Annotated in this window: 20 protein-coding genes and 1 pseudogene; 10 read left to right on the top strand and 11 right to left on the bottom strand. The window is 38.1% G+C overall.

The window, feature by feature from the left end:
* The first annotated feature begins 118 nt into the window (after positions 1 to 118).
* The 4 genes and pseudogenes from BGM26_RS13915 to BGM26_RS13900 all read left to right on the top strand — a co-directional run bounded on the left by BGM26_RS13915 (position 119) and on the right by BGM26_RS13900 (position 2,740).
* Positions 119 to 301 carry a hypothetical protein gene (locus BGM26_RS13915; protein WP_217040801.1) on the top strand — a complete coding sequence of 61 codons (183 nt, stop codon included), beginning with the start codon at positions 119 to 121 and terminating at the stop codon, positions 299 to 301.
* Between the two features lie 81 nt (positions 302 to 382).
* Entirely contained in the window at positions 383 to 721 is a 339-nt protein-coding gene (locus BGM26_RS13910) for a hypothetical protein (protein WP_217040378.1), read from the top strand.
* A 169-nt stretch (positions 722 to 890) separates the two neighbouring features.
* A pseudogene (locus BGM26_RS13905) lies at positions 891 to 1,523 on the top strand (SpoVR family protein); the annotation flags it as partial.
* Between the two features lie 218 nt (positions 1,524 to 1,741).
* On the top strand, positions 1,742 to 2,740 hold the full coding sequence (locus BGM26_RS13900; protein ID WP_217040377.1) for an FUSC family protein: 999 nt from the start codon (positions 1,742 to 1,744) through the stop codon (positions 2,738 to 2,740).
* Positions 2,741 to 3,005: 265 nt separating this feature from the next.
* Here the strand turns inward: BGM26_RS13900 and BGM26_RS13895 are convergent, their stop codons facing one another.
* From BGM26_RS13895 to BGM26_RS13880, 4 genes are all read right to left on the bottom strand, one after another.
* Positions 3,006 to 4,223: a Ger(x)C family spore germination protein gene (locus BGM26_RS13895; protein WP_217040376.1), complete on the bottom strand. Its 1,218-nt coding sequence runs from the start codon at positions 4,221 to 4,223 to the stop codon at positions 3,006 to 3,008.
* Complete coding sequence (locus tag BGM26_RS13890; protein WP_217040375.1) at positions 4,210 to 5,307, bottom strand: GerAB/ArcD/ProY family transporter; 1,098 nt, start codon at positions 5,305 to 5,307, stop codon at positions 4,210 to 4,212. The genes BGM26_RS13895 and BGM26_RS13890 overlap by 14 nt, the downstream gene beginning before the upstream one ends.
* Positions 5,304 to 6,863, bottom strand: coding sequence for a spore germination protein (locus BGM26_RS13885; protein WP_254119292.1), 1,560 nt, complete (start codon positions 6,861 to 6,863; stop codon positions 5,304 to 5,306). Before BGM26_RS13885 ends, BGM26_RS13890 begins: the two co-directional genes overlap by 4 nt.
* A gap of 154 nt (positions 6,864 to 7,017) precedes the next feature.
* Positions 7,018 to 7,923: a YitT family protein gene (locus BGM26_RS13880; protein WP_217040374.1), complete on the bottom strand. Its 906-nt coding sequence runs from the start codon at positions 7,921 to 7,923 to the stop codon at positions 7,018 to 7,020.
* Between the two features lie 246 nt (positions 7,924 to 8,169).
* Between BGM26_RS13880 and BGM26_RS13875 the strand changes: the two genes are divergently transcribed.
* Together BGM26_RS13875 and BGM26_RS13870 are read left to right on the top strand one after the other, a co-directional pair.
* On the top strand, positions 8,170 to 8,559 hold the full coding sequence (locus BGM26_RS13875; RefSeq protein ID WP_217040373.1) for a response regulator: 390 nt from the start codon (positions 8,170 to 8,172) through the stop codon (positions 8,557 to 8,559).
* On the top strand, positions 8,552 to 9,481 hold the full coding sequence (locus tag BGM26_RS13870) for a cyclic di-GMP-binding domain-containing protein, MshE-related (RefSeq protein WP_217040372.1): 930 nt from the start codon (positions 8,552 to 8,554) through the stop codon (positions 9,479 to 9,481). The genes BGM26_RS13875 and BGM26_RS13870 overlap by 8 nt, the downstream gene beginning before the upstream one ends.
* Before the next feature lie 218 nt (positions 9,482 to 9,699).
* On the opposite strand, the gene BGM26_RS13865 is transcribed toward BGM26_RS13870, so the two are convergent.
* Entirely contained in the window at positions 9,700 to 10,335 is a 636-nt protein-coding gene (locus tag BGM26_RS13865; RefSeq protein ID WP_217040371.1) for a hypothetical protein, read from the bottom strand.
* Positions 10,336 to 10,513: 178 nt separating this feature from the next.
* Between BGM26_RS13865 and BGM26_RS13860 the strand changes: the two genes are divergently transcribed.
* Positions 10,514 to 11,215 carry a response regulator transcription factor gene (locus tag BGM26_RS13860; RefSeq protein ID WP_217040370.1) on the top strand — a complete coding sequence of 234 codons (702 nt, stop codon included), beginning with the start codon at positions 10,514 to 10,516 and terminating at the stop codon, positions 11,213 to 11,215.
* Positions 11,205 to 12,611 (top strand): sensor histidine kinase, encoded by a 1,407-nt coding sequence (locus BGM26_RS13855; RefSeq protein ID WP_217040369.1) that lies wholly within the window; start codon positions 11,205 to 11,207, stop codon positions 12,609 to 12,611. The genes BGM26_RS13860 and BGM26_RS13855 overlap by 11 nt, the downstream gene beginning before the upstream one ends.
* A gap of 339 nt (positions 12,612 to 12,950) precedes the next feature.
* On the opposite strand, the gene BGM26_RS13850 is transcribed toward BGM26_RS13855, so the two are convergent.
* The 5 genes from BGM26_RS13850 to BGM26_RS13830 form a co-directional block, all read right to left on the bottom strand.
* Entirely contained in the window at positions 12,951 to 14,297 is a 1,347-nt protein-coding gene (locus tag BGM26_RS13850; RefSeq protein WP_217040368.1) for a hemolysin family protein, read from the bottom strand.
* Positions 14,298 to 14,361: 64 nt separating this feature from the next.
* Positions 14,362 to 14,763: a MerR family transcriptional regulator gene (locus BGM26_RS13845; protein WP_217040785.1), complete on the bottom strand. Its 402-nt coding sequence runs from the start codon at positions 14,761 to 14,763 to the stop codon at positions 14,362 to 14,364.
* A 330-nt stretch (positions 14,764 to 15,093) separates the two neighbouring features.
* Positions 15,094 to 16,383, bottom strand: a complete 1,290-nt coding sequence (locus BGM26_RS13840; RefSeq protein WP_217040367.1) for a hemolysin family protein — start codon at positions 16,381 to 16,383, stop codon at positions 15,094 to 15,096.
* Positions 16,384 to 16,527: 144 nt separating this feature from the next.
* The gene (locus tag BGM26_RS13835) at positions 16,528 to 17,070 is read right to left on the bottom strand and encodes a GNAT family N-acetyltransferase (protein WP_217040366.1); all 543 of its coding nucleotides are present in this window, start codon (positions 17,068 to 17,070) and stop codon (positions 16,528 to 16,530) included.
* A 156-nt stretch (positions 17,071 to 17,226) separates the two neighbouring features.
* Complete coding sequence (locus BGM26_RS13830; RefSeq protein WP_217040365.1) at positions 17,227 to 18,381, bottom strand: histidine kinase N-terminal domain-containing protein; 1,155 nt, start codon at positions 18,379 to 18,381, stop codon at positions 17,227 to 17,229.
* Between the two features lie 241 nt (positions 18,382 to 18,622).
* On the opposite strand from BGM26_RS13830, the gene BGM26_RS13825 reads away from it, so the two are divergent.
* Together BGM26_RS13825 and feoB are read left to right on the top strand one after the other, a co-directional pair.
* Positions 18,623 to 18,847, top strand: a complete 225-nt coding sequence (locus BGM26_RS13825) for a FeoA family protein (protein ID WP_217040364.1) — start codon at positions 18,623 to 18,625, stop codon at positions 18,845 to 18,847.
* A complete protein-coding gene (gene feoB / locus BGM26_RS13820) occupies positions 18,847 to 20,847 on the top strand; it encodes a ferrous iron transport protein B (RefSeq protein WP_217040363.1) in 2,001 nt (666 codons plus the stop codon). The genes BGM26_RS13825 and feoB overlap by 1 nt, the downstream gene beginning before the upstream one ends.
* Here the strand turns inward: feoB and BGM26_RS21970 are convergent.
* A partial coding sequence (locus tag BGM26_RS21970; RefSeq protein WP_483297781.1) for a hypothetical protein occupies positions 20,817 to 21,059 on the bottom strand: 243 nt, incomplete at its 5' end. The genes feoB and BGM26_RS21970 overlap by 31 nt on opposite strands.

The raw sequence follows: 21,059 nt of genomic DNA, 5'->3' as shown, positions 1-21,059 counted from the left end.
TTATTGCGGCAGCTTTTTCTTTATTGAACTAAATGGACAGGTTACTTTAATAAGGTTTAATTAAAATGGTTGGAATTTACTTTGTGGAATATAATGTAAGAAAAAGGGGTGTTTTAATTTGACTATAATTTGGTTTTTTATTATTTTGATTCTCGGCATTTTAGGTTTTGCTTTAATAATTGACTTGAAACGAAAGAAAAACAATAATAACCCTCATATTCCAACCAATCCAAATTATAAGCCTGGGGACAGTTCAAACTATATGATGGGAGATAATAAATACACTGGAGGGGATCAATAGCAACTCAATCCATTATTGGGCAGTAACCATAATCTAAAATACGGTGCAAAATTTGTTAGTACATTTAATAGCCTTTTTCATTTGGCAGAGAATGAAGTTTATGTACACATTAATAAAGGCTTGGATAAACCAGGACTTAAATATGTCTTAAGTTGCCTAAATCGAGGAGAGGCGAATCTCTTTCGTAAATTATTTTCCAATAAAAAGGGAATTTATAAAATAGGTAATGAGGAAGCCCTTACTTTTTTAGCAAATCTTTCAGTAAATGAACTGTATTTTGTTGATTTTTTCTTTCCATCATTTGATACAGTAATAATGGGGAATTGGGATTTATCTTTTCCTATTTATTCTAAGACGACAATAGGTTTTATGAATTGCAAGGAAATTATTGAGGGAAATGGCTTATTTATTCGTCAGTAACAAATAAGCGAACGAGAGAAGAAGCCATTCCTTGTTAAACTAACGGGTGCGTTAATCGAACAAGGATTAACGCATTTTTTGTTGAAGTTATTAAGCTAATGGTGCAGATTTGTTAAAAAGAAGGAATAACCTAAAGTGGAGACGATTTTTTATAACATCTTTGCGAAAGGATGGCTGGGCATCGTACTGGCATCAGCGAATTCTCCGTGAGATGGACTTGACGAGCGGGGAGGCGCTGGAGTTTGCAAAGTTAAATGCAGGAGTCGTTCAGCCATCGCGAACAAGCATCAACCCTTATTATCTGGGCTTGAAAATATTCGAGGATATTGAAGAAAGATATGACAATCCAACAGAAGAAATGAAGAAGCGTGGAGTAGAACCAGGGTCTGGCCGTGAAAAGATGTTCGAAGTCCGTGAAATTGAATCCGACATCTCCTTTTTACGAAACTACCTAACAAAAGATCTTGTCATGCGGGAAGATATGTACCTATTCCAGAAGCAGGGTAAGGACTATAAAGTCGTCGATAAACAATGGAAAAATGTCCGTGACCAGCTTGTCAGCATGCGCGTAAACGGTGGTTTTCCATATTTAACAGTGACTGACGGAGACTATTTGAAAAACGGGGAGCTATACCTGAAGCATTGGTTCGAAGGAATCGAGCTGGATCTTAAATATTTAGAAAAAGTGCTGCCTTATGTTCACCAATTATGGGGCAGAAGCGTCCATATGGAAACGATTGTAGAAGGAAAAAATATGCTGTTTACTTATGATGGGAAAGGGATTCATAGGAAGTATTTATAAGTAACAAAAAAACAACGGCAAATGACTGCCGTTGTTTTTTTAAAAAAGAAAAATAGTCATTTTATTCTTCACATCATTATAGAAAATCTATTTTCATTTTTAGTATTTTATTGGAATATATAACTTGACGATTAGAGTAACCAGAATAAATATCCACGAAAACAACAAACTAACCCTAAAACTACATAAATTGTGCGTATGTTTAAGGAGGTCTGGTTGTGGATCAAATAAAGCTGTCATTGCCGCAAAAGATTAGTTTGATTATCAAAATGGTTGTAGGTTCGGCTATTTCTTGGGAATTAGCCGTCTTATTTGGTTCGAAACATCCCTATCTTGCGCCGATTTCACTCATCCTCTGTTTGCAAGCAACGATTATTAAATCAATCCGCTTTGCGATCGCACGAATTGTTGGAACGATCGTCGGGGTGGCATCCGTCTTTATCTTCGCTTCCTCTTATCATGTTAATGGCTGGACTATTGCGATGATCATGCTAATTAGTCTTGTCTTTCCGCTTATTTTAGGCGCTAATAGTACAATTCTGCATCAGATCGCACTTAGTGTTTTGCTTGTTTTCACATTTCTACATAAAATGCATGGCTATGGGATTGACCGGATTAGAGATTCTGTTATCGGCGTGATCATTGCTGTTCTGCTGCATATTCTTCTGTATCCGCCTAATTTTTCAAAAAAGGCGCTGAAGGAAATGGAGGAGTTACCGCAACTGTTAGTGGGAAAACTGCAATCTTTAGCACGATGGCTTGAATCCGGTGCCTCCCAAAATAATTATTTTGAATCTAGCATGAACCAATTTCGAAATAGATTGAGCCAAGTGGAACAACAGTTCAAGAAAGCAGAATTAAGCTTGCGATTTAATCCGCTTTCACAAAAAAGTAAAATCGCTCTAAGTATGGGTGAATCCCGAATGAAAACAATTAATAAAATCGCGACAGACATTGAATTCCTTTTCGATATTATGAATGAATGGCAAAAAGCGGGGTCTCTATCTGAAAGAGAAATGGCTTTATGGACAGAGAATTTGTTGTTTTTGGCTTCCGTTCTTAACAATTGGAAGGAAGGAAAAGACATAATAGGGATGGAGTTTAAACTGAATTTTGTTCAAGGTGATAATAATGAATTTTACTTCCCGGCTCTTTGGCATTCAGAACATCTAATAACAACGCTAAAGCATACAACTTTTTCATCATATTCTATTTAGGCACCGGAACCTAGCAGACAAGATGCGGCAATGGTTCCGGGTATTTGAAATTCAAAGAAAGCGGTAGTGGATACCCTTATGTAGCAAGTGGCTAACTCCATTTCAAAAATATGGCTAAGATGGGGAAGCATACTGATAATAAAGTAATCACAATCCCAGCAAATTTGTTGCCATCTTTCCAAATGGTTAGGGCTAAACCAAATGTGTAGTAAGTTAAATACAGGGAAAGGCCGATTATAAAAAAGGTCAATGGACATCATCCCCTTCAATGGTTCTTAATAACGGAAGGTTTAATATGTTCGCCAAAGCTTTCGAACGACAGATCAAAGTGTACTTGAACTTTTGCCTCTTGGTATTTTTTCTCCCAATCATATTTTTCATAATCCCGCACTGTTCGAAAATGTCGTCTTGCTTCTACATACCATATAAAGGGCTCTCCTTTGAATTCCTTTTGTGTTTTCTTTATTAATTCGGATGCTTTTGCTTCTACGGTTTCTTTTATCGATTGCTTGAGTAGTTCTCGTTTCTTTGTGTCCTGAGTGTAATCAGCCAAGCTTGGGTCAGAAAGAATTTGTACTTTCATTGGAACAGTCACTTTCACTTCAGCTGGCACTTTTTGCGTATTCACTTTTACTTTCGTTTCGCCATTTTTGACTCTGACCGAGATTCGGTATTTGTCATTAACAGGATCAGGGAATGACTCAATGACCGAATGAACGAGTGACTTGTGTCTAAGTAACAAGGCAAATCTCGTCTCTTCCCCAGTTAAAGTTCCGATCATTTTCCCATTTTTAAAAACAGCTGAGCCAATCATTTGAACCGGATCTCCTGATTTTTGCGGGACTTGTCCTGCAATATAACTATCCTCATTTTCTCGATGTTTCTCATTTTTTTCCGAAGTTGCATAAATCGCTAAAAATAACTCACCGGACAATCGCTGAAAATAGCGATTTAAATCCGAAAGGGGGACATATCCAGTGTCTTTCCATCTTTGCAGCATAAAAGCATAATATTTATGCGGACGCGTTTCTAATTTCGGCTTATTCGCATCAATAAAGTCTTTCGCATGCTCTTTACTGACGATCAGATTCGTTTCGCGCCTTAATTCAGGGTCGATAATGGCAGAGCTGATTATATGGTGAAACAACTTCGTCTTTGCCAATTCTTCAGCAATGATAATTGTCCGTAAATGAGCAAAACTAAGCTTCCTTGAAATGATACTATTCGCCAATTCTTTTGCAGATAAAATATCTGGAGCTGTTATTGTAACAATGTCGCTAGGAGGTTCGTTTTGTGCTGCCCCTCGTTCGGTTGATCCGACCTGCGGGTTTGCAATTTGAAATGTGACATTAATCACCTGATCATCGGATATATCAAGCCCCATAACAACGACGTAAGCGTGATCTTCTAACTCCAGTTGATCCCAGCAGCCGGTAAGAAAAAGGGGGATGAAAATCGACAATAAGATTTTACACGCTTTCATCTTTCCGACGCCCCTTCCAGCGATCTGCTATCCATAAAAAGACGGGCAGGAAAATGAGCATACTAGTGATGATAATTAAAAAAAATTCTCGATACTGATTAAGTTGGAATATATTCTCCGGCACCAAGCCTAAAAAAAAGGCTAATCCAGCAAGCGGTAATAGTAGCAGTTCAAACTCTTTTATACGCAATGCCCCTGCAAAGAAAAATGCAGACAAATACAAATATATCGCAAAATGAATGACAGAGGAAATTAACCATAAGCCTAGAAATAACGCTTCAATATGTGTGAGGGTTTCCCCAATTGAGGCCATCCTTGTTAATTGCTGAAAAGGGAAAGCCATATTAATAATTTCTGGATAATCAAACACCATCACATATATTGCGACAAACAGAGCAATCTGCAGACACGAAATTCCAAATCCTAAAAGGGAAGCCAACCGAAAATCCTTAAATGTGCGTACGAATGGATAAAAGGCCGCAAGAAGGATGATATCTCCGAAAATCGAACTATGGGTGATGCTTTCTTTCATGATGTGTTTGAGTCCTGGGCCACCGATTGGAAATAAATGCATCCAATCGATATCCTTCCAAACAAAAGCTATGAGAAGAAGCTGACTAAACAATATGGTTGGAATGACGATCCAAGCAGTGCGGCCAATCATCTCTAATCCGCGCTTAGAAACGAAGTAACTCGTCGCCAAAAGCATGAGAAGAAGCGCAGGTACCGGTGTTTTCGGGTAAAACATCGTATTCACAATGTCGACATATCCGCGGCTGTTGATGACTGTTGAGTTAAACATAATGAAAAATAAGCAAAATCCAATGATGCCGCCAACAATTTTCCCCATAAGCTTAGATAATAGATCCATTAAACCTATTTCATGTTTTTTTAGCAGAGAGATTAGAATAAAAAATGGAACGATTAGAATCACAAAGGATAAAAAGGGTATCGTCCATGCTGCATTTTTCCCATCAGTAAAGAGTAGGTTTGGTGATGTGTCCGAGAGTTTAATTCCAGTTGAAAGGAGAACGATTGAGATAAACTCTCTTGTTCCCACTTTTCCATCTGACACTTTAATCATTTGTCGGGTCCTCCTTCCGGTTTATTGCCCCTTATCTTTTTCTGTGGAGACGTAGTATAAGGACGCAGCCACTGTTTCCAAACTGGTGGTGTAATGAGTAAATCTTTGGAAGATGGCAAATGGGGTGATAAAGGTGCAAAAAAGGGAACACCAAAAGATTTAATGGAAACCATGTAAGCAATTACCCATGTCAAGCATAATGAAACCCCGAATATTCCCATGAAATTGCCAGCTAAAAGAAATATAAACTCTAACATTCGAATGGCGATATTAAAACCGACATCTGGAATGGTGAACGAAGCTAAACCGGTAATCGCGATAACGATAACGAGAATGGGGCTGACGATATTAGCATCAACGGCAGCCTGACCGAGAATAAGGGCACCAACAATGCCAATCGTTGGACCAAGTGCAGTTGGTATTCGAATGCCTGCTTCTCTTAATATTTCAAATGTGATTGCCATAAAAAAGATTTCAATAATGGCGGGAAAAGGAAGTATTTCTCTTGTAGAACTAATTGCCAGCATCAGATCAGTTGGCAGCATTTCCGCATGATAAGTTGTCACTGCAACATATAGAGCTGGCATAAGTATGGCAATAAAAAGGGCGATTAAACGAATGATACGAATAAAGTTCCCATATGCCCATCGTAAATATTGATCTTCAACCGTATGAAATAAAGACCAAAAAGTAATCGGCACAATTAGTGCAACAGGTGAATTTTCCATTAATAAAACAACATGGCCCTCGAGTAAAAAGGAAGACGCCCGATCTGGCCGTTCTGTTGTTAAGGTTGAAGGAAATAATGAGTATGGCCGATCTTCTATATATTGCTCTACAATGGAAATTTCAAGAATGGTATCTCTATCTATATCAGTAAGCCTTTTTTTAACATTCTTAATGAGTTCAGAATCAGCAATCTCCTTGATATACATGACTGAAACTTGTTGAGGCGCATTTTTGCCGACAGAAACCATCTCACACATTAAGTTTGAATCTTTAATTTGCTTTCGAATGAGGGATCGGTTTACAGCGGCCGACTCGATGAAAGCTGCCTTAGGCCCCTTAATAACCGTTTCAATTGTCGATACCGCAACGGACCGGCTTTCGAAACCGATTGTTTCGACTGAAATGGCTTGTGACTCGTCTTCTAACAGGATAATGGTATTTCCGTTCACTAAATCTTCAATCGCATCTTGAAAGGTTGAAATACTTTTGGCGTTAGAAGTTGTTAAAACACTTCTTATTAGTAAGGATACAATTTCATCATTTCTAGGTAGAATGATGGACTTTTTTAGCAATGGCTCAACGATATGTGCATCAATCAGATTTGTGTCGACCGTTCCCTCGACAAATAAAATCGAGGCCTTTTTATTGAAAACGGGAAGAAACACATCCCGAAATTTTAATGCCGTATTTTCGGGATAAGAAAATGCATCTTTCATGAGGTTCATATTGACATGCAAATCACTGGACATGGGTTGTTTCTTATTATGTTGTTCCTTATTAACAGCTGTTGGTTCCATAGGTAGCTTTGATTTTTTAAAAAAGGACAATGAAATCCCCCCGACCAGTTTATTGTAATAATGAGTTATTATCTCTCAAACTTGCCAAAAAATACAAAACCCTCCATTTGGGGGGAATCCTAATTTAAAGCTAATGACCAACAAAAAAAGCCATTCCCTTTAAATGACTTTTTCAATAAAAATATTAATGGATAGCTTTCTTCTTAAATCGTCCGCCCCTGACTTCTGAAATATTAGCGACAGCTAAAAAAGCATTAGGATCAAGCTCCTCCACGATTGCTTTCAATTTCGCCTCTTCTAGACGGTTAATTACACAAAAAATAACTTTTTTATCGTCCCCTGTGTAGGCGCCTTCCCCATTTAAATAAGTAACTCCACGGCCAAGTCTTGCTAGGATAGCATCGCCAATGATCCGATGCTGCTCGCTGATAATCCAAGCAGATTTTGATTCATCAAGCCCTTGAATTACGATATCAATCGTTTTAAAAGCGATAAAATAAGCAAGGAATGAGTACATCGCTCGATTCCAGCTGAACACAAAACCGGCAGTCCCGAAAATGAAAATATTGAAAAACATAATGATTTCTCCTACTGAGAAGGGCAGCTTCTTATCGACGATAATGGCCAATATTTCCGTTCCATCGAGGGAACCGCCATAACGGATGACGATCCCGACCCCTGCTCCTAAAACAACGCCTCCAAACACGGTAGCTAAAAGCAAATCTTCAGTGAAAACTGGAACTTCGTGCAATAAGACGGTCGTAATAGAAAAGACAGCAATTCCCAATAAGGTAGAGAGGGCGAAGGTTTTGCCTATCTGTTTATAACCGATGTAGAAAAAGGGGATATTCAAAATGAAGATAAATAAACCAAGTTTTAAGTTGGTAAAATGAGATAAGATAATGGAAACACCGGTGATCCCACCGTCCAATATATTATTTGGAACCAAAAATTCTTCAATGCCTACACCAGCTAAAATTGCACCGATCACGATAAAGAATACTCTTCTAGCTAGTCTAGCTTTCGATAAACCCTTATGAAAGGGCACTGGTACAGCAGTTGTAGCCGTTTCTACTGGTAATTGACTCATGCGCTTTCACCTCTATTGATTAGTTGGATGCTTCGATTCAGGATATGCTTTATCCCAACTAAGACAGCGTATAACCATATTATTATAACATTTTTTGGTTTGATGGAGAGAAAATGCAGAAATTTATCCAAATTAACACCGTCTAAATTAGCGGAAAAACAATAAAATTACGTTTATGGAAGGAATTAAATACTAAAATGTAGAACTTTTAACCTATAAGGTATTATAAGTTAGGAGTGGTTGATTGTGCAAAAACAATTGAGAGTATTAATTTGTGATGACTCTGTATTAATCAGGAAAAAGCTGAGAGATATATTAGAAGTTTGTCAAATGAAGGAGATAGAGGAAGCGGAAAATGGTGTGGCAGCAGTTGAGAAGGCTCGTACTTTTAAACCGGACCTTGTTTTTATGGATATTGTTATGCCAGGGAAAGATGGAATCGAAGCATTAGAAGAAATAAAAAGTGAGAATCCGAAGATTAAAGTGGTCATGGCTTCCTCAGCAGGTACTCAGTCCCATTTGAAAAAAGCGCTTGATCTAGGGGCATATGATTTTATTCAAAAACCGGTCACGCTTGAATCCGTCACATCCATCATTGAGAAAATGATCAATGAGGGGGAAAGTGCGCATGTTTAGTCAATATTTCGGCCATTATTTATTAAACAATGGGCTGATTACTTCCGTCCAGCTAAATCATGCCCTGGAGCTTCAAAAAACAACGCATGTGAAGTTCGGCGTTCTTGCGGTGGATGAAGGTTTGCTGACAACTGATCAGGTGGAAGAAATTCATGAGAGACAGAGAATTCATGATAAACGATTTGGAGAAATAGCGACTGAGCTAGGATACTTGTCGAACGATCAAGTAGATATGATGCTATCTTCCCAAAAGAAAAACCACTTATTGTTAGCTCAAGCAATCGTCGATCAAAATTATATGACGATTGAAGCGTTTTCCAATGCCTTAACAAATTACAAAAAATTATATAGTTTGTCAGATGAAAAGTTTGAAGCAATTAAAAGCGGCGATATCGATGCGATGGTTGAGGGACTTCTTCATTTAAAGGAAACTGAAAAACAAGGCTATGCTCAATATATTTCTTTATTTGTGAAAAATATGATCCGATTTATCGACGATCAAGTATATGTGGAAGCGGGCTCAGCAAATGGAAACTTGCAGACAGAATGGCTAGTTTCTCAAGAGATTAAGGGAGCGAATCCGTTATTTACTGCGATTGCCGTAGATGAAAAGTTATTTCTAGAAATTGCTTCTGTTTTTGCTGAAGAAGAATTGACCGAAGCAAATGAATTAGCACAAGCTTCGGTCAGTGAATTTTTAAATCTGCATAACGGCATCTATTTAGTAAATATGTCGAATAAGGGAATCGAACTAGACATGGAACCGCAGAAGGTTGAAAAAAATGCTAAAATTTCCATCGATGAGGGTGCCGGACTACCTATTATCGTTCATACATCAAAAGGGGAATTCCAACTATTAATTGCCAATCAACCGAAGCATATTACGGTTTCTAGCGGAAAAAAAGAAAATCAAGCTGTTTAGATTTAGGGAGGGACTGTTCAAATGATTGAGCAGTTCCCTGTTCTCGATTTTTGCTTTTTCCATCAAATGAATGCGACTCTATACGACTATGCCTCATAGCTTGAATGTTTATCGCAGATTAACGGGTAGTAAAACCCCCACTGAGTGAAGTTTCACTTTATAGTTGAAAACATGTGAAATCACTGAATCAGAGAAAGAGTGGTTTCATGGGAGTGGAATTATCCTTTGATGTCTTCTTTTATTTTTCTAATTAACTTTTTCATTTCATCACGCATTTTTGCGTCATCAATTTTCAGTTCTTGTTTAATTTGTTTAAAAGATTTTCCGGCTTGCTTCAGTTTTATTACTTCTTTTAAGTCTTTATTGCTGGCTTTTGCCATCGCAGCTCCCCCAACGATAAATCGTAAAGAAATTCCTTCATTCAGCCAGGAGTCAATCTCCTTCTTTGTTTTTCCAGTATATTCGGCAACATTTTCAATAACTGTTCCTTTATGTTGCTGCAAATATTTTTCCATATGATGATGGTGTTTTTTGATTTTTTGTAAATCTACTCCGAAATGTTGGGTGGTCTTTTCCCACGAAGATCCGTAATCTTTATAGATTTTAAGTACGTCGTCAACCTTTTTTTCTGCATATTTGGCAATATGGGCAGCCTTGTATATTTCCTTTTTGGTATATCCTTGTTTCAATAGACGCTCAAAATCCCCTTCTTTAACGAAATGGTGCGGCTGTTCTTTACGCTCATTTATTTCCGTGCCTTTTTCTGCAGCTGCTGAAGGGTTCTGTATAAAGATTGACCCTGCTAACAAGAAACTTAAGATACTAGCAGTTACAGTTAGCCATTGTTTGTTCATTGTTTTGCACGCTCCTTTTTTGGTTTAGAATAAAGTTACGTAGTTAGCATGTCCAAAAATATTAAACAAATGATGTAAAAGTTGGTTATCATATGGGAGTGAAGAGGTATTCGTTGAAAAACTAGAGGTAATTCGATTAAATGTAATATAGAAGACAGTGAATCGGGGAAGGTGCATGATGAAAATTCTCGTTGTTGAAGATAATGAAAGTGTTTGCTCGATGCTTGAAATGTTTTTTATGAAAGAGGGGTACGAAGGAACTTTTGTCCATAATGGGCAGGATGGATTCGATCGGTTTAATAAAGAAAAATGGGATGTCATTATCGTTGATTGGATGCTTCCTGTTATGGATGGCATATCGCTTTGCCGAAAAATTAGAGAGCTAAGCCAAGTGCCGATTATTATGCTAACGGCTAAGGATAGCGAATCTGACCAGGTGCTGGGACTTGAAATGGGTGCAGATGATTATGTCACAAAACCCTTTAGCCCTCTCACCCTGATGGCAAGAATTAAAGCCGTTACGAGGCGTTATCAAAATGAAGCAACCGAAAAAGAAGAGAGTCATGTTGTTACAAGTCAATGTTTTAGAATTAGTAAGGATTCAAGAGAAGTGTTCTATAATGGTCAGCCGCTTACGAATTTAACACCGAAGGAATTTGATTTACTCTATTATTTTGTGAAAAATCCGAAGCAGGTTTTTTCGCGGGAGCAGCTTTTAGACCGTGTGTGGGGATATCAGTTTTATGGTGATGAGCGAACGGTGGATGTCCATATTAAAAGATTAAGAAAGAAAATTGGCACGCCAGAGCAACCGTTGATCCATACGGTATGGGGAATTGGCTATAAATTTGATGAAATGGTGGCTGGTAATGAAGGTTAAATTCTTTTACCAGCTGCTCTTTAGCCATATTAGCATTCTGATTCTCGCTTTGTTAATTTTAAGTCTATCTTTTTCACAATTTGTTGAAAATTATATTTTTCAAAATAAAGTCGAGGAATTGGATTCTTTCGGGGAGCAAATATTAACGGACTTGACGATTCGCCTTGAAGGAGATGAACGCTTTTTATCAGAGTATAGCCAACTGCTTGACGCAAGGCATATTAAATATATTCTTTTTAACCATGATGGAAAAGTAATCTATCCGCAACTGCAAAGCTCACCTTTGATCCAGCTGACAAAGGCAGAGTGGGAAAAGATTTCCACTGGAAATATGGTGTCTGTGAAACATGATATTAAAAGATTTGGTCAGGAAGTAACGCTTGTTGCCCTACCATTAATGCATGGAGAACGGCTGGCAGGAGGGGTTTTACTGCTGTCACCAATTACCGGAGCGATGGAAATGATAAGCCGGATTAATAAATTCTTATTGTATACGATCGTTATTTCATTATCAGCTTCGATTTTAATAAGCTTACTGTTCTCAAAAAATCTAGTCAAACGGATTAAGGACATCCGTCATGCGACTTCGATGATCTCTGCCGGAAATTATGATGTCCATGTGCCAGATACTTATATGGACGAAATTGGCCAGCTTGCAAAGGATTTCAATGGGATGGCGGCAAAGTTAAAGGAATCCAATCAAGAAATTGAACGGCTGGAAAACAGGCGGAGGAAATTTATCGCCGACGTTTCCCATGAAATGCGTACACCATTAACAACGATTAGCGGTCTGGCCGAAGGAATCAAGGATCAATTAATTCCTAAAGAGGGTATCGAAAAAGGGATGGTTTTAATTGATCGGGAAGCAAAGCGATTAATTCGGCTCGTGAATGAAAATCTTGATTATGAAAAGATTCGATCGAATCAGCTGAAATTGAATAAAATGGACGTCAATTTGAACGAAGCGCTTGAAGTTGTGAAAGAACAGCTTTTCATTCAGGCTAGAGAGAAAAAGAATCAGATTATTATTGAGTGTCATGAGCAATTATCCGTCTTTGCCGACTACGACCGACTCATTCAAATTTTGGTTAACATTGTGAAAAATAGTAACCAATTTACAGAAAGTGGTCGAATTAAGTTAAGTGGATTAGAAGAGGACACTGGAACGATTATTGAAATAGAAGATACCGGAATTGGAATCGATCCAGAAGAATTAGAGTCCATCTGGCATAGATTCTACAAAGCAGACCTTTCGAGGACGGGACACTCATTCGGAGAATTTGGGATTGGATTATCAATTGTAAAACAGCTAGTCCAATTACACAATGGAAGAATTGAGGTTAGCAGTGAAAAGGGGAGGGGAACGAAATTTACGATCCATCTTCCAAAAAAGTAAGGAAGTTTTCGTAAAGTTTGTTGCTTTTAAAATACGATTTTTATTTAATAATCTGAGTTGATTGGAGCGGAGGGCACTTGACTCCTCGAAAATGCTATCGGACTTCCTTCGTGCGTGGGCAATTCAAGGATTTAAATTCAGTGTCCTGCGGGAATAGGGGGAACGGGAGACCCCACAGGCGGTAACGCCGAGGAGGCTCCCGTTCCTCCCCGCGGAGAAAGCAAGAGCCCGAAGCGGAAATCAACGGGCAATCTTAGAAGGCTAGAAATGAGCCAAAAGTAAAAAATAAAAAAAGGAAATCAGCAGGTTCGCTGATTTCCTTTTGTCTAGCTCCCAGATCTAAACCACTTGCGTTTCTGTCAAAGGCAGTGATTGAGGTGAGCTTTCATTTTCCTCAATAGGTGTTACCTCGATGTATTTAATATGATGGTCTTCCATATCAACAATCTTGAAAGTATAGGACTCAAGTTGAATGCTATCTCCCTGTTTTGCTTCGTAATTTTCCGTTAAGATCCAGCCGCCGATCGTATCTACATCTTCATCATTGATTTCAATGCCAAGTAATTCACTTACTTCACTTACGAGCACTTTAGAATCGATGAGATAGTGTCCGTCTTTTACTTTGCGAACCTCTGGTACTTCATCCATATCAAACTCATCACGGATCTCACCAACAATCTCTTCAAGAATATCTTCAACTGTTACGAGGCCAGATGTTCCTCCATATTCATCCATTAAGATGGCCATATGAATTCGTTCCTTTTGCATCTTAAGGAGGAGATTATGGATCGGAATTGTATCAATAACTCGAATAATCGGACGGGTATATGATTCAAGTTTATTAACTGTTACTTGCCGATTCTTAATTAAATCGGTCATAACTTCTTTAATATTCACAAGCCCGATAATATGGTCCTTATCCCCATCAATAATTGGATAGCGTGTGTATTTTTCTTCATAAACCGTCTGTAAAAAACTATCCAGCGTGTCATCCTTTGAAAATGAAACGATCTCCGTTCTTGGGACCATAATTTCTTTCGCAATGCGGTTATCAAACTCAAATATTTTATTTACATACTTAAACTCTGATTGGTTGATTTCGCCACTTTCATAGCTTTCTGACAAAATGATACGAAGTTCTTCTTCTGAATGCGCCAATTCGTGTTCGGAAACAGGCTTTAGACCAAATAATCCAGTAATGAGGCGTGCTGATCCATTTAATACCCAAATGAATGGGTACATCATCCGATAAAACCAAATTAACGGACGAGCGGTCAATAAAGTGACTGTTTCTGCCTTTTGAATCGCGAGTGTTTTTGGCGCTAATTCTCCTATCACAACGTGTATGAAGGTTATAAAAGCAAATGCAATTCCGATTGAAAGGATTTGAGATGCAGAGTCAGGAATGTGTAGTTGTTCGAAAATCGGGTGAAGAAAATGGGCGATTGTCGGTTCTCCAAGCCAACCAATTCCTAGGGCTGTAATGGTAATCCCTAATTGACATGCTGACAAATACTCATCCAAATTGCTAATCACTTTTCTTGCTTGTATCGCGCTTTTATTACCTTCTTCAACTAATTGATCAATTCTTGAACTTCTTATCTTTACAATGGCAAATTCAGAAGCAACAAAAAATGCCGTCAAAGCAATTAAAATGGCTATAATAACCAAGTTTAATATGTCCAAATAAGTTCCCTTAGCCCGTTATATTCGGGTAAGGAGTCACCTCCTGATAATATGGAAAATAGAATTAACTTGTTAAGCTCACAAGGGATTGGATTAATGTTGAACCTTCTGTATTGAGCTTTTTCGAGAGGTCGCCCTTTTGTTCTGCATCTAAGCGATTAATAAGCGGCAGCAGAACGTTTATTTCATTATGAAGTTGCTTGATTTGCTGGGTAACCGCATCGATCTGCTTCTCTACGTCCCTTGTTTGCGTATTTAATTTCGACTTTAACTCTAGCTTTCTCTTAATTTCATCTAACGGAAAATGCATATTTTTGCATTCTTCTATAAATCTAAGGTCAGAAAGTACGTCTTCTGAATAAATTCGATAATTCGATTTCGTGCGCTCGGCCTGAATGAGCCCGATGTTTGTATAATAATCAATGGTTCGTTTTGAAACGTTTGCGATAGCCGCTAATTCGCCGATACGATAAACTGCCCCATCGGATCACCCCAATTATTATTTATTTTAAAAAATATGGTGGTATGAGCGCAACCGAACTGCGATCATTTATCATGCTATATGCACCTTTTTTCGAGTAAAATTGGCCCACATATGAGTAGCATAAAATTATTATATGTTAGTTAAAACCATACAGTCAAACGTAGCGGTTTGGGAATAGTAATTATATCTATTTTATTAGATAGCATTGCAAAAATGAACCGAAATTTTCAGGAAACAGTAAAACTGATTCAAGGAAGCCCATATTAAGAGTTTGATGGTTGCCAAACTCTCTTTATAGGCACCTGAATCAGTTTAAGTTTTTTTGACCTCAATATATGATATGTGATGGCCTTCAATTTCGCTGATGATAAACTGAAATCCCTCCTGCTCAATGGCGTCGCCCTTTTCTAGATCAAATTTTTGGGTCAAGATCCATCCTCCAAGGGTATCGACCTCGTCTTCATATAAATCCGTTCCGAGTAAATCGTTTGTTTCTGAAATCAGGAGCTTCGCATCTAAAATATAATGGTCATTATCCAGTTTCTGTACGAGTGGCAGCTCATCCATATCAAATTCATCACGAATTTCACCAACGATTTCTTCGAGAATATCTTCTGTCGTTACTAATCCTGCGGTCCCGCCGTACTCATCAGATAAAATCGCCATTTGTGAGCGTTCTTTTTGCATTTTTAAAAGAAGGTCATGAATTGGTATCGTTTCAATCACCCTAATTACTGGTTTTATATACTGTCCTAATGGCTTTTCCTCTTCACACTTTTTACGAATACAGTCGGTTAAAATTTCTTTCACATTAATTAGGCCAAGAATCGTATCTTTATCGCCGCCAGTTACCGGATACCTCGTATATCTTTCATTCATAACAATTTGCAGGACTTCTGAAAGGGGTGCATTCTCATCTAAACTAACGATTTCCGTTCGTGGAACCATCACTTCCTTTGCGAGTCGATTGTCAAATTCAAAAATTCGATCTACATACTTATATTCCGATTGATTGATTGCTCCGCTTTTAAAGCTCTCGGATAAAATAATTCGTAATTCTTCCTCTGAATGGGCGATTTCATTTTCTGAAACTGGTTTTAACCCAAACAAACCACTCACAAACCGCGCGGACCCATTTAATGCCCATATAAACGGATACATGATTTTATAAAACAAAATTAAAGGCTGTGCAAATCTTAAAGTAATTGCTTCTGCTCTTTGAATCGCAAAAGTCTTTGGAGAGAGCTCACCAATGACCACATGTAAAAAAGTGACAAGTGAAAAGGCAATTATAAAAGTGAGAATATGAGTTAACTGTGGCTGAAGTTCAAGTCTGGCAAAAACAGGCGCCAATAGCTTTTCAATTGTCGGCTCTCCAAGCCAGCCAAGACCTAGAGCTGTAATTGTTATTCCAAGCTGGCATGCCGACAAATATTCATCAAGACTTGAGATCACTTTTTTCGCGGCTCTAGCTTTCACGTTTCCTTCCGCGAGTAATTGATCAATCCGGGATGTACGTACTTTCACCATTGCAAATTCACAAGCAACAAAAAAGGCCGTTAGCGCTATTAAAAGAAATAAAAGAAAAATATTGAGTATCATATATATCCTCACAAAATATGTAAGGAGTATTCACCTCCCTCCATATACTTTTCCCGTAAACGTATTTTTTTACAAATATCTATATAAAAACATTTCATTATAGAGCCTTGAATTAAAAAAAGCAGTCCTCGGACTGCCTTTCGTTTAATTTCCCCATTCCCGTGCAAGCATGCTGTAAACCGCCAGATCATGATAATGATCATAAAGAAACTCACCGTCACGAATGATGCCTTCTTGGGCAAAGCCTAGTCTTTCGGGAATCGCTCGGCTTTTCATATTTCTGACTCCACAGCGGATTTCAACCCGGTTTAGTTGTAAATCTAAAAAGGCGTGATTGACAAGGGCTTGAACGGTTCTTGTCATAATTCCTTTGCCTTCATAGCCCGCGGCAAGGTAATAGCCCATACTCGTCTGTTTATTATTCCAATCGACTTGATGGAAACCTGCTGCCCCAACAAGCTTTCCATGATATCGAATCCCTGTATTAAACCCATTATTATCTGCAAATTGTTTGAGCCACATTGGAATAATCGAATGATACTGAACAGGAGAAGACATCGTATCAACCCAAGGAAGCCACCTTCTTAAATGATACCGATTGCGATCCACTAGTTGAAAGAGCTCTTCTGAATGGTGTAATTGAAATAACTGCAACTCAATTTCCTGATCAACTTTTAATGTAAACACAGACAACTCTCCTTTTTAGAAAAGCCTGTTTTCGTAAACTTTGTTGCTATTAACACAAAAGAGGTGAAGTTGATTTCCGCTCCAATCACCTTCATATAAACCTATTTAAAAACAACAGTCATTTAGAATATAGACTTAGATAAAAACAAGGCCGACTCAGGCGTTAGAGGAGTCGGCCTCAAATTCATTTCCTTCAGCAATTGGAAGCGTGATGCTGAAAACCGTCATTTCTGATTGCGTTTCGCATGTAAGATTTCCTTTATGTTTTTCGATGATTTCTTTACAAACAAATAGGCCAAGCCCCGTACCGAGCGTTTTTGTCGTAACAAAAGGTTCGAAAATGGACTGTACAATATCCGCTGGGATCCGCGGTCCATTGTTGGCAATATTAAGCTTAACATGAGAGTCTCCGAGTTGGTAACAATTAATTTCAATCAGGGGATCAGTTGTGAACGGGTTCAGAACGTCAATGGCATTAAAGATAATGTTTATTAGCACCTGTCTAATTTCATCAGCATATCCGTGAAGATAAATTTCTTCTTGCCAATTTTTCACGATCGTAACTTTTCCGTCTAAAATGCTTGGGTATAAGAAGATTAATACTTCTTCAAGTAATTCATTTAAAGAAAAAGTAATTTTCTCCTTTCCAATCAATTCCTTTTTGGATAGCAGAAGAAACTGGGATATCTGAAAGTTTAACTGTCCTAATTCAATTGAAATGATATCCAAATATTTCATTTCGGGATTTTCTGCTTTGAGCAGCTGGATAAATCCTTGTACAGAGGTGAGTGGGTTACGAAATTCGTGGATGAAGCTAGAGGTCATTTGCCCTAGCAAAGTCAGTCTGTCTTTATGGCTTGTGTCAATAAATTGGGTCTTTTCCTGGATGATTTGATTTTTTACATCGCTATAATGGGAGACGGAATAATAGAGAAAGCGATCGAAACAGGAATTAATATGTTCTAATTGTTCTTGCAGCTCCCACCTGCTCAATCTCATTTTATTTAAATAGTTTTGAATAATTGAACGGCCAAGATTCACATTATAAACAAATTCACCAAGATTAACTTCTGCTTCCACTCGTTGGTCTGCAACAGTATGAGCAAGCGTGCGAATCCTTTCTTCTAATTCATCATCTTCTTCCATCAAGCTTTGATAAACAAGATAAAACATTAATTCTCCGTTTTCCTGCATTTTATGTTTAAAAGGCTCCTCTTTGGAGATTATTTTCTTTTCCCCCCATTCAAGGAGCAAGAGCTCTTTGTTTTCATGTAAAAACGCTAGTATCTTTTCATTTGTTTTTGTAAACATATTAACCACCAGTCTTCATTTCAACATATTTTTTACACTAGTATAAACTTCGAGCCTTTTTGCAAATTTCCTTTGTCGAATTGAATCGAAATAAAAAAATATTTCGATAAATTACTTCAGATTTCGATTTCGAACTTTTCAATAATTTGTTGATTTTTATTACAGTATTGTTTGTAATAACTTGATATAATAAAGATAATCATTCTCAATTAAAATAATCTGATGAGATCGGGTGAATAGGATGCTTGGAAAATTAAAAAAAGGCGAAAAGGGCAGGATACTTGATGTTTCTGGCATTGATCATTTAGTTAGAAGGAGATTGCTTGATCTGGGCATTACGGAAGGAGCCGAAGTGTGTATTAAATGCTTCCTGCCTTTTGGCGGCCCGGTGATGGTTGAATCTTCCGGTCAATGCGTCGGTATCCGCAGAAAAGAAGCGATCCAAATCGAAGTGGAGAGATTGTAATGGACATTGCTTTAATAGGTAATCCAAATACGGGAAAAACATCGCTGTTTAATAATTTGACAGGGTCCTATGAATATGTCGGCAATTGGAGCGGGGTTACGGTTGAAAAGAAAGTAGGGCTATTCAAGAATAATCAGGAAAAGCTAATTGATTTGCCCGGAATTTATTCTTTAAATCCATTATCTAAAGATGAGGGAGTAGTCACGCAATACCTCTTATCCGAACATGTTGATAAAATGATCAATATTATTGATGCGTCTCAACTGGAAAGGAATTTACATTTATCCATTCAGCTTTTAGAATACGGGCAGCCTGTCATTATTGGTTTAAATATGATGGATGTTGCTTTAAATAGAGGGATCCAGATAGAACCTGAGAATCTATCTGCCCAATTAGGTATTCCTGTAGCTCCTGTCATTGCAAGAACAGGCAAAGGCTGTGATTACTTGGCCGACCTTGTCACAGAAAAATTACCGCCTGAGCCGAGGGAGAATTTTGTTTATTATGGGAAGGTTATTGAAGAAGCGATAGTAAATTTTAGTCGTCTGCTAGAAGGAAAAACGGGAAGATCCAGATGGCTTGCTTTACAATTATTCGAAGGTAATAAATATGTAGAGAAATATGTGCAAGGATATATAAACGCTGAGACGCTCAAAAGCTTTATTCAATCGGTTGAGGATAAAGTGAGAAGAGACTGTGGCAAGTCATTGGAACAGTTGGTTTTTCAAAAAAGAAAAGAGAAGATTGATAGAATCATAGCGGATGCAGCGATAAAAAGAAATCAGATGAAGATTCCTTTATCAGAAAAGATTGATGCGATCGTTACTAATAAATTTGCAGGCATGCCAATTTTCCTCTTCCTTATGTATTTCATGTTTATGTTAACGTTTGATTGGCTTGGACTTCCTTTATCAGATTTGCTGGAGGGCTTCATTACGGTCACTTTAGCTGGTGCAATTGAAACTGTGCTGCAAGCAGCTGGTGCTTCTGAATTTATTCAATCTTTAATACTGGATGGAATTGTAGCAGGGGTTGGGGGAGTTCTCGTTTTTGTTCCGCAAATTTTTATCCTTTTTTTCTTCATTTCATTGCTTGAGGATTCGGGTTATATGGCGCGAGTGGCACTCGTAATGGATCGATTGATGGAATTTGTCGGACTTAACGGAAAAGCCTTTATCCCAATGATGATCGGTTTTGGATGCAATGTACCGGGCATTATGGCAGCTAGAACAATTGAAACCCCGAAGGAGCGGCTGCTGACGATTCTATTAACTCCTTTAATGTCCTGTTCGGCACGTTTACCCATTTATGCATTATTTGTCGGCGCTTTTTTTGTTCACCATAAAGCTTTTATTGTTTTGTCTCTTTATGTACTCGGGATTGTCGTTGCGTTAATTCTAGCCAAAATTTTCTCCTCAACTATTTTAAAAGGAGAGAGTTCATTATTTGTCATTGAACTGCCGCCATATCGATTGCCGCAATTTCAGGCTTTATGGAGAAGCACATGGGATAAAGGGAAAGGCTTTATTAAGAAAGCAGGTACATTTATTTTTGCAGGTTCCGTATTTATTTGGCTATTATCTTATGCAGGACCAAGCGGGTTAAATGTGGATTTAGATGATAGCTATTTGGCGGCAGTTGGTGGTGTTTTTGCGCCAATGTTCGAACCGATCGGATTTAATTCTTGGCAAGCAGGGGCGTCGCTTATCACAGGATTTTTAGCAAAAGAAGCCATTATTTCAACAATGAATATTATTTACTTCGTTCCAGATGAAGCAAGCTTGCAGGGATTGCTTGCCAGTCATTTCACTCCTTTGGCAGCATACAGTTTCATGGTATTCATTCTTTTGTACATTCCATGCCTAGCAACAGTTGCGACCATTTATAAAGAAACAGGCTCAAAGAAATGGACGACGTTTTCGATTGGTTATGCGCTGTTCATCGCTTATCTTCTAGCACTTATTATTTATCAAGGTGGAAAGCTACTTGGATTTTCTTGAAAAAACGAGAAGGAAGTGAATGAAATGGTTGTAAACTTCATTATTGGCGGGCTGATTTTTGGATATGCCAGCTGGAGTTTAATCAAGTTTATCAAAAAGTCAAAGCAGGGAAAATGTGCAAGCTGCTCGGCAAAAAAATCCTGTACAAGTTCATGTGGGCCGATTTCTATAAAGAAGTAGACTGTTTTCGTAAAGTTTGTTGTTATCGCGAG

This window comes from Bacillus sp. FJAT-29790 (genome assembly GCF_019039215.1).
In the GTDB taxonomy this organism is placed as follows: Bacteria; Bacillota; Bacilli; order Bacillales; family Cytobacillaceae; genus Cytobacillus.
Note: the sequence above shows the minus strand (reverse complement) of the source record. Positions and strands in the feature narration are given on the sequence as shown.

Coding starts and splice junctions, on each gene's coding strand:
- BGM26_RS13830 (WP_217040365.1), bottom strand. CDS start 18,381: ATGTTTACAAAAACAAATGAAAAGATACTAGCGTTTTTACATGAAAAC.
- BGM26_RS13860 (WP_217040370.1), top strand. CDS start 10,514: ATGAAAATTCTCGTTGTTGAAGATAATGAAAGTGTTTGCTCGATGCTT.
- BGM26_RS13880 (WP_217040374.1), bottom strand. CDS start 7,923: ATGAGTCAATTACCAGTAGAAACGGCTACAACTGCTGTACCAGTGCCC.
- BGM26_RS13890 (WP_217040375.1), bottom strand. CDS start 5,307: ATGATTAAAGTGTCAGATGGAAAAGTGGGAACAAGAGAGTTTATCTCA.
- BGM26_RS13855 (WP_217040369.1), top strand. CDS start 11,205: ATGAAGGTTAAATTCTTTTACCAGCTGCTCTTTAGCCATATTAGCATT.
- BGM26_RS13825 (WP_217040364.1), top strand. CDS start 18,623: ATGCTTGGAAAATTAAAAAAAGGCGAAAAGGGCAGGATACTTGATGTT.
- BGM26_RS13895 (WP_217040376.1), bottom strand. CDS start 4,223: ATGAAAGCGTGTAAAATCTTATTGTCGATTTTCATCCCCCTTTTTCTT.
- BGM26_RS13840 (WP_217040367.1), bottom strand. CDS start 16,383: ATGATACTCAATATTTTTCTTTTATTTCTTTTAATAGCGCTAACGGCC.
- BGM26_RS13870 (WP_217040372.1), top strand. CDS start 8,552: ATGTTTAGTCAATATTTCGGCCATTATTTATTAAACAATGGGCTGATT.
- BGM26_RS13865 (WP_217040371.1), bottom strand. CDS start 10,335: ATGAACAAACAATGGCTAACTGTAACTGCTAGTATCTTAAGTTTCTTG.
- feoB (WP_217040363.1), top strand. CDS start 18,847: ATGGACATTGCTTTAATAGGTAATCCAAATACGGGAAAAACATCGCTG.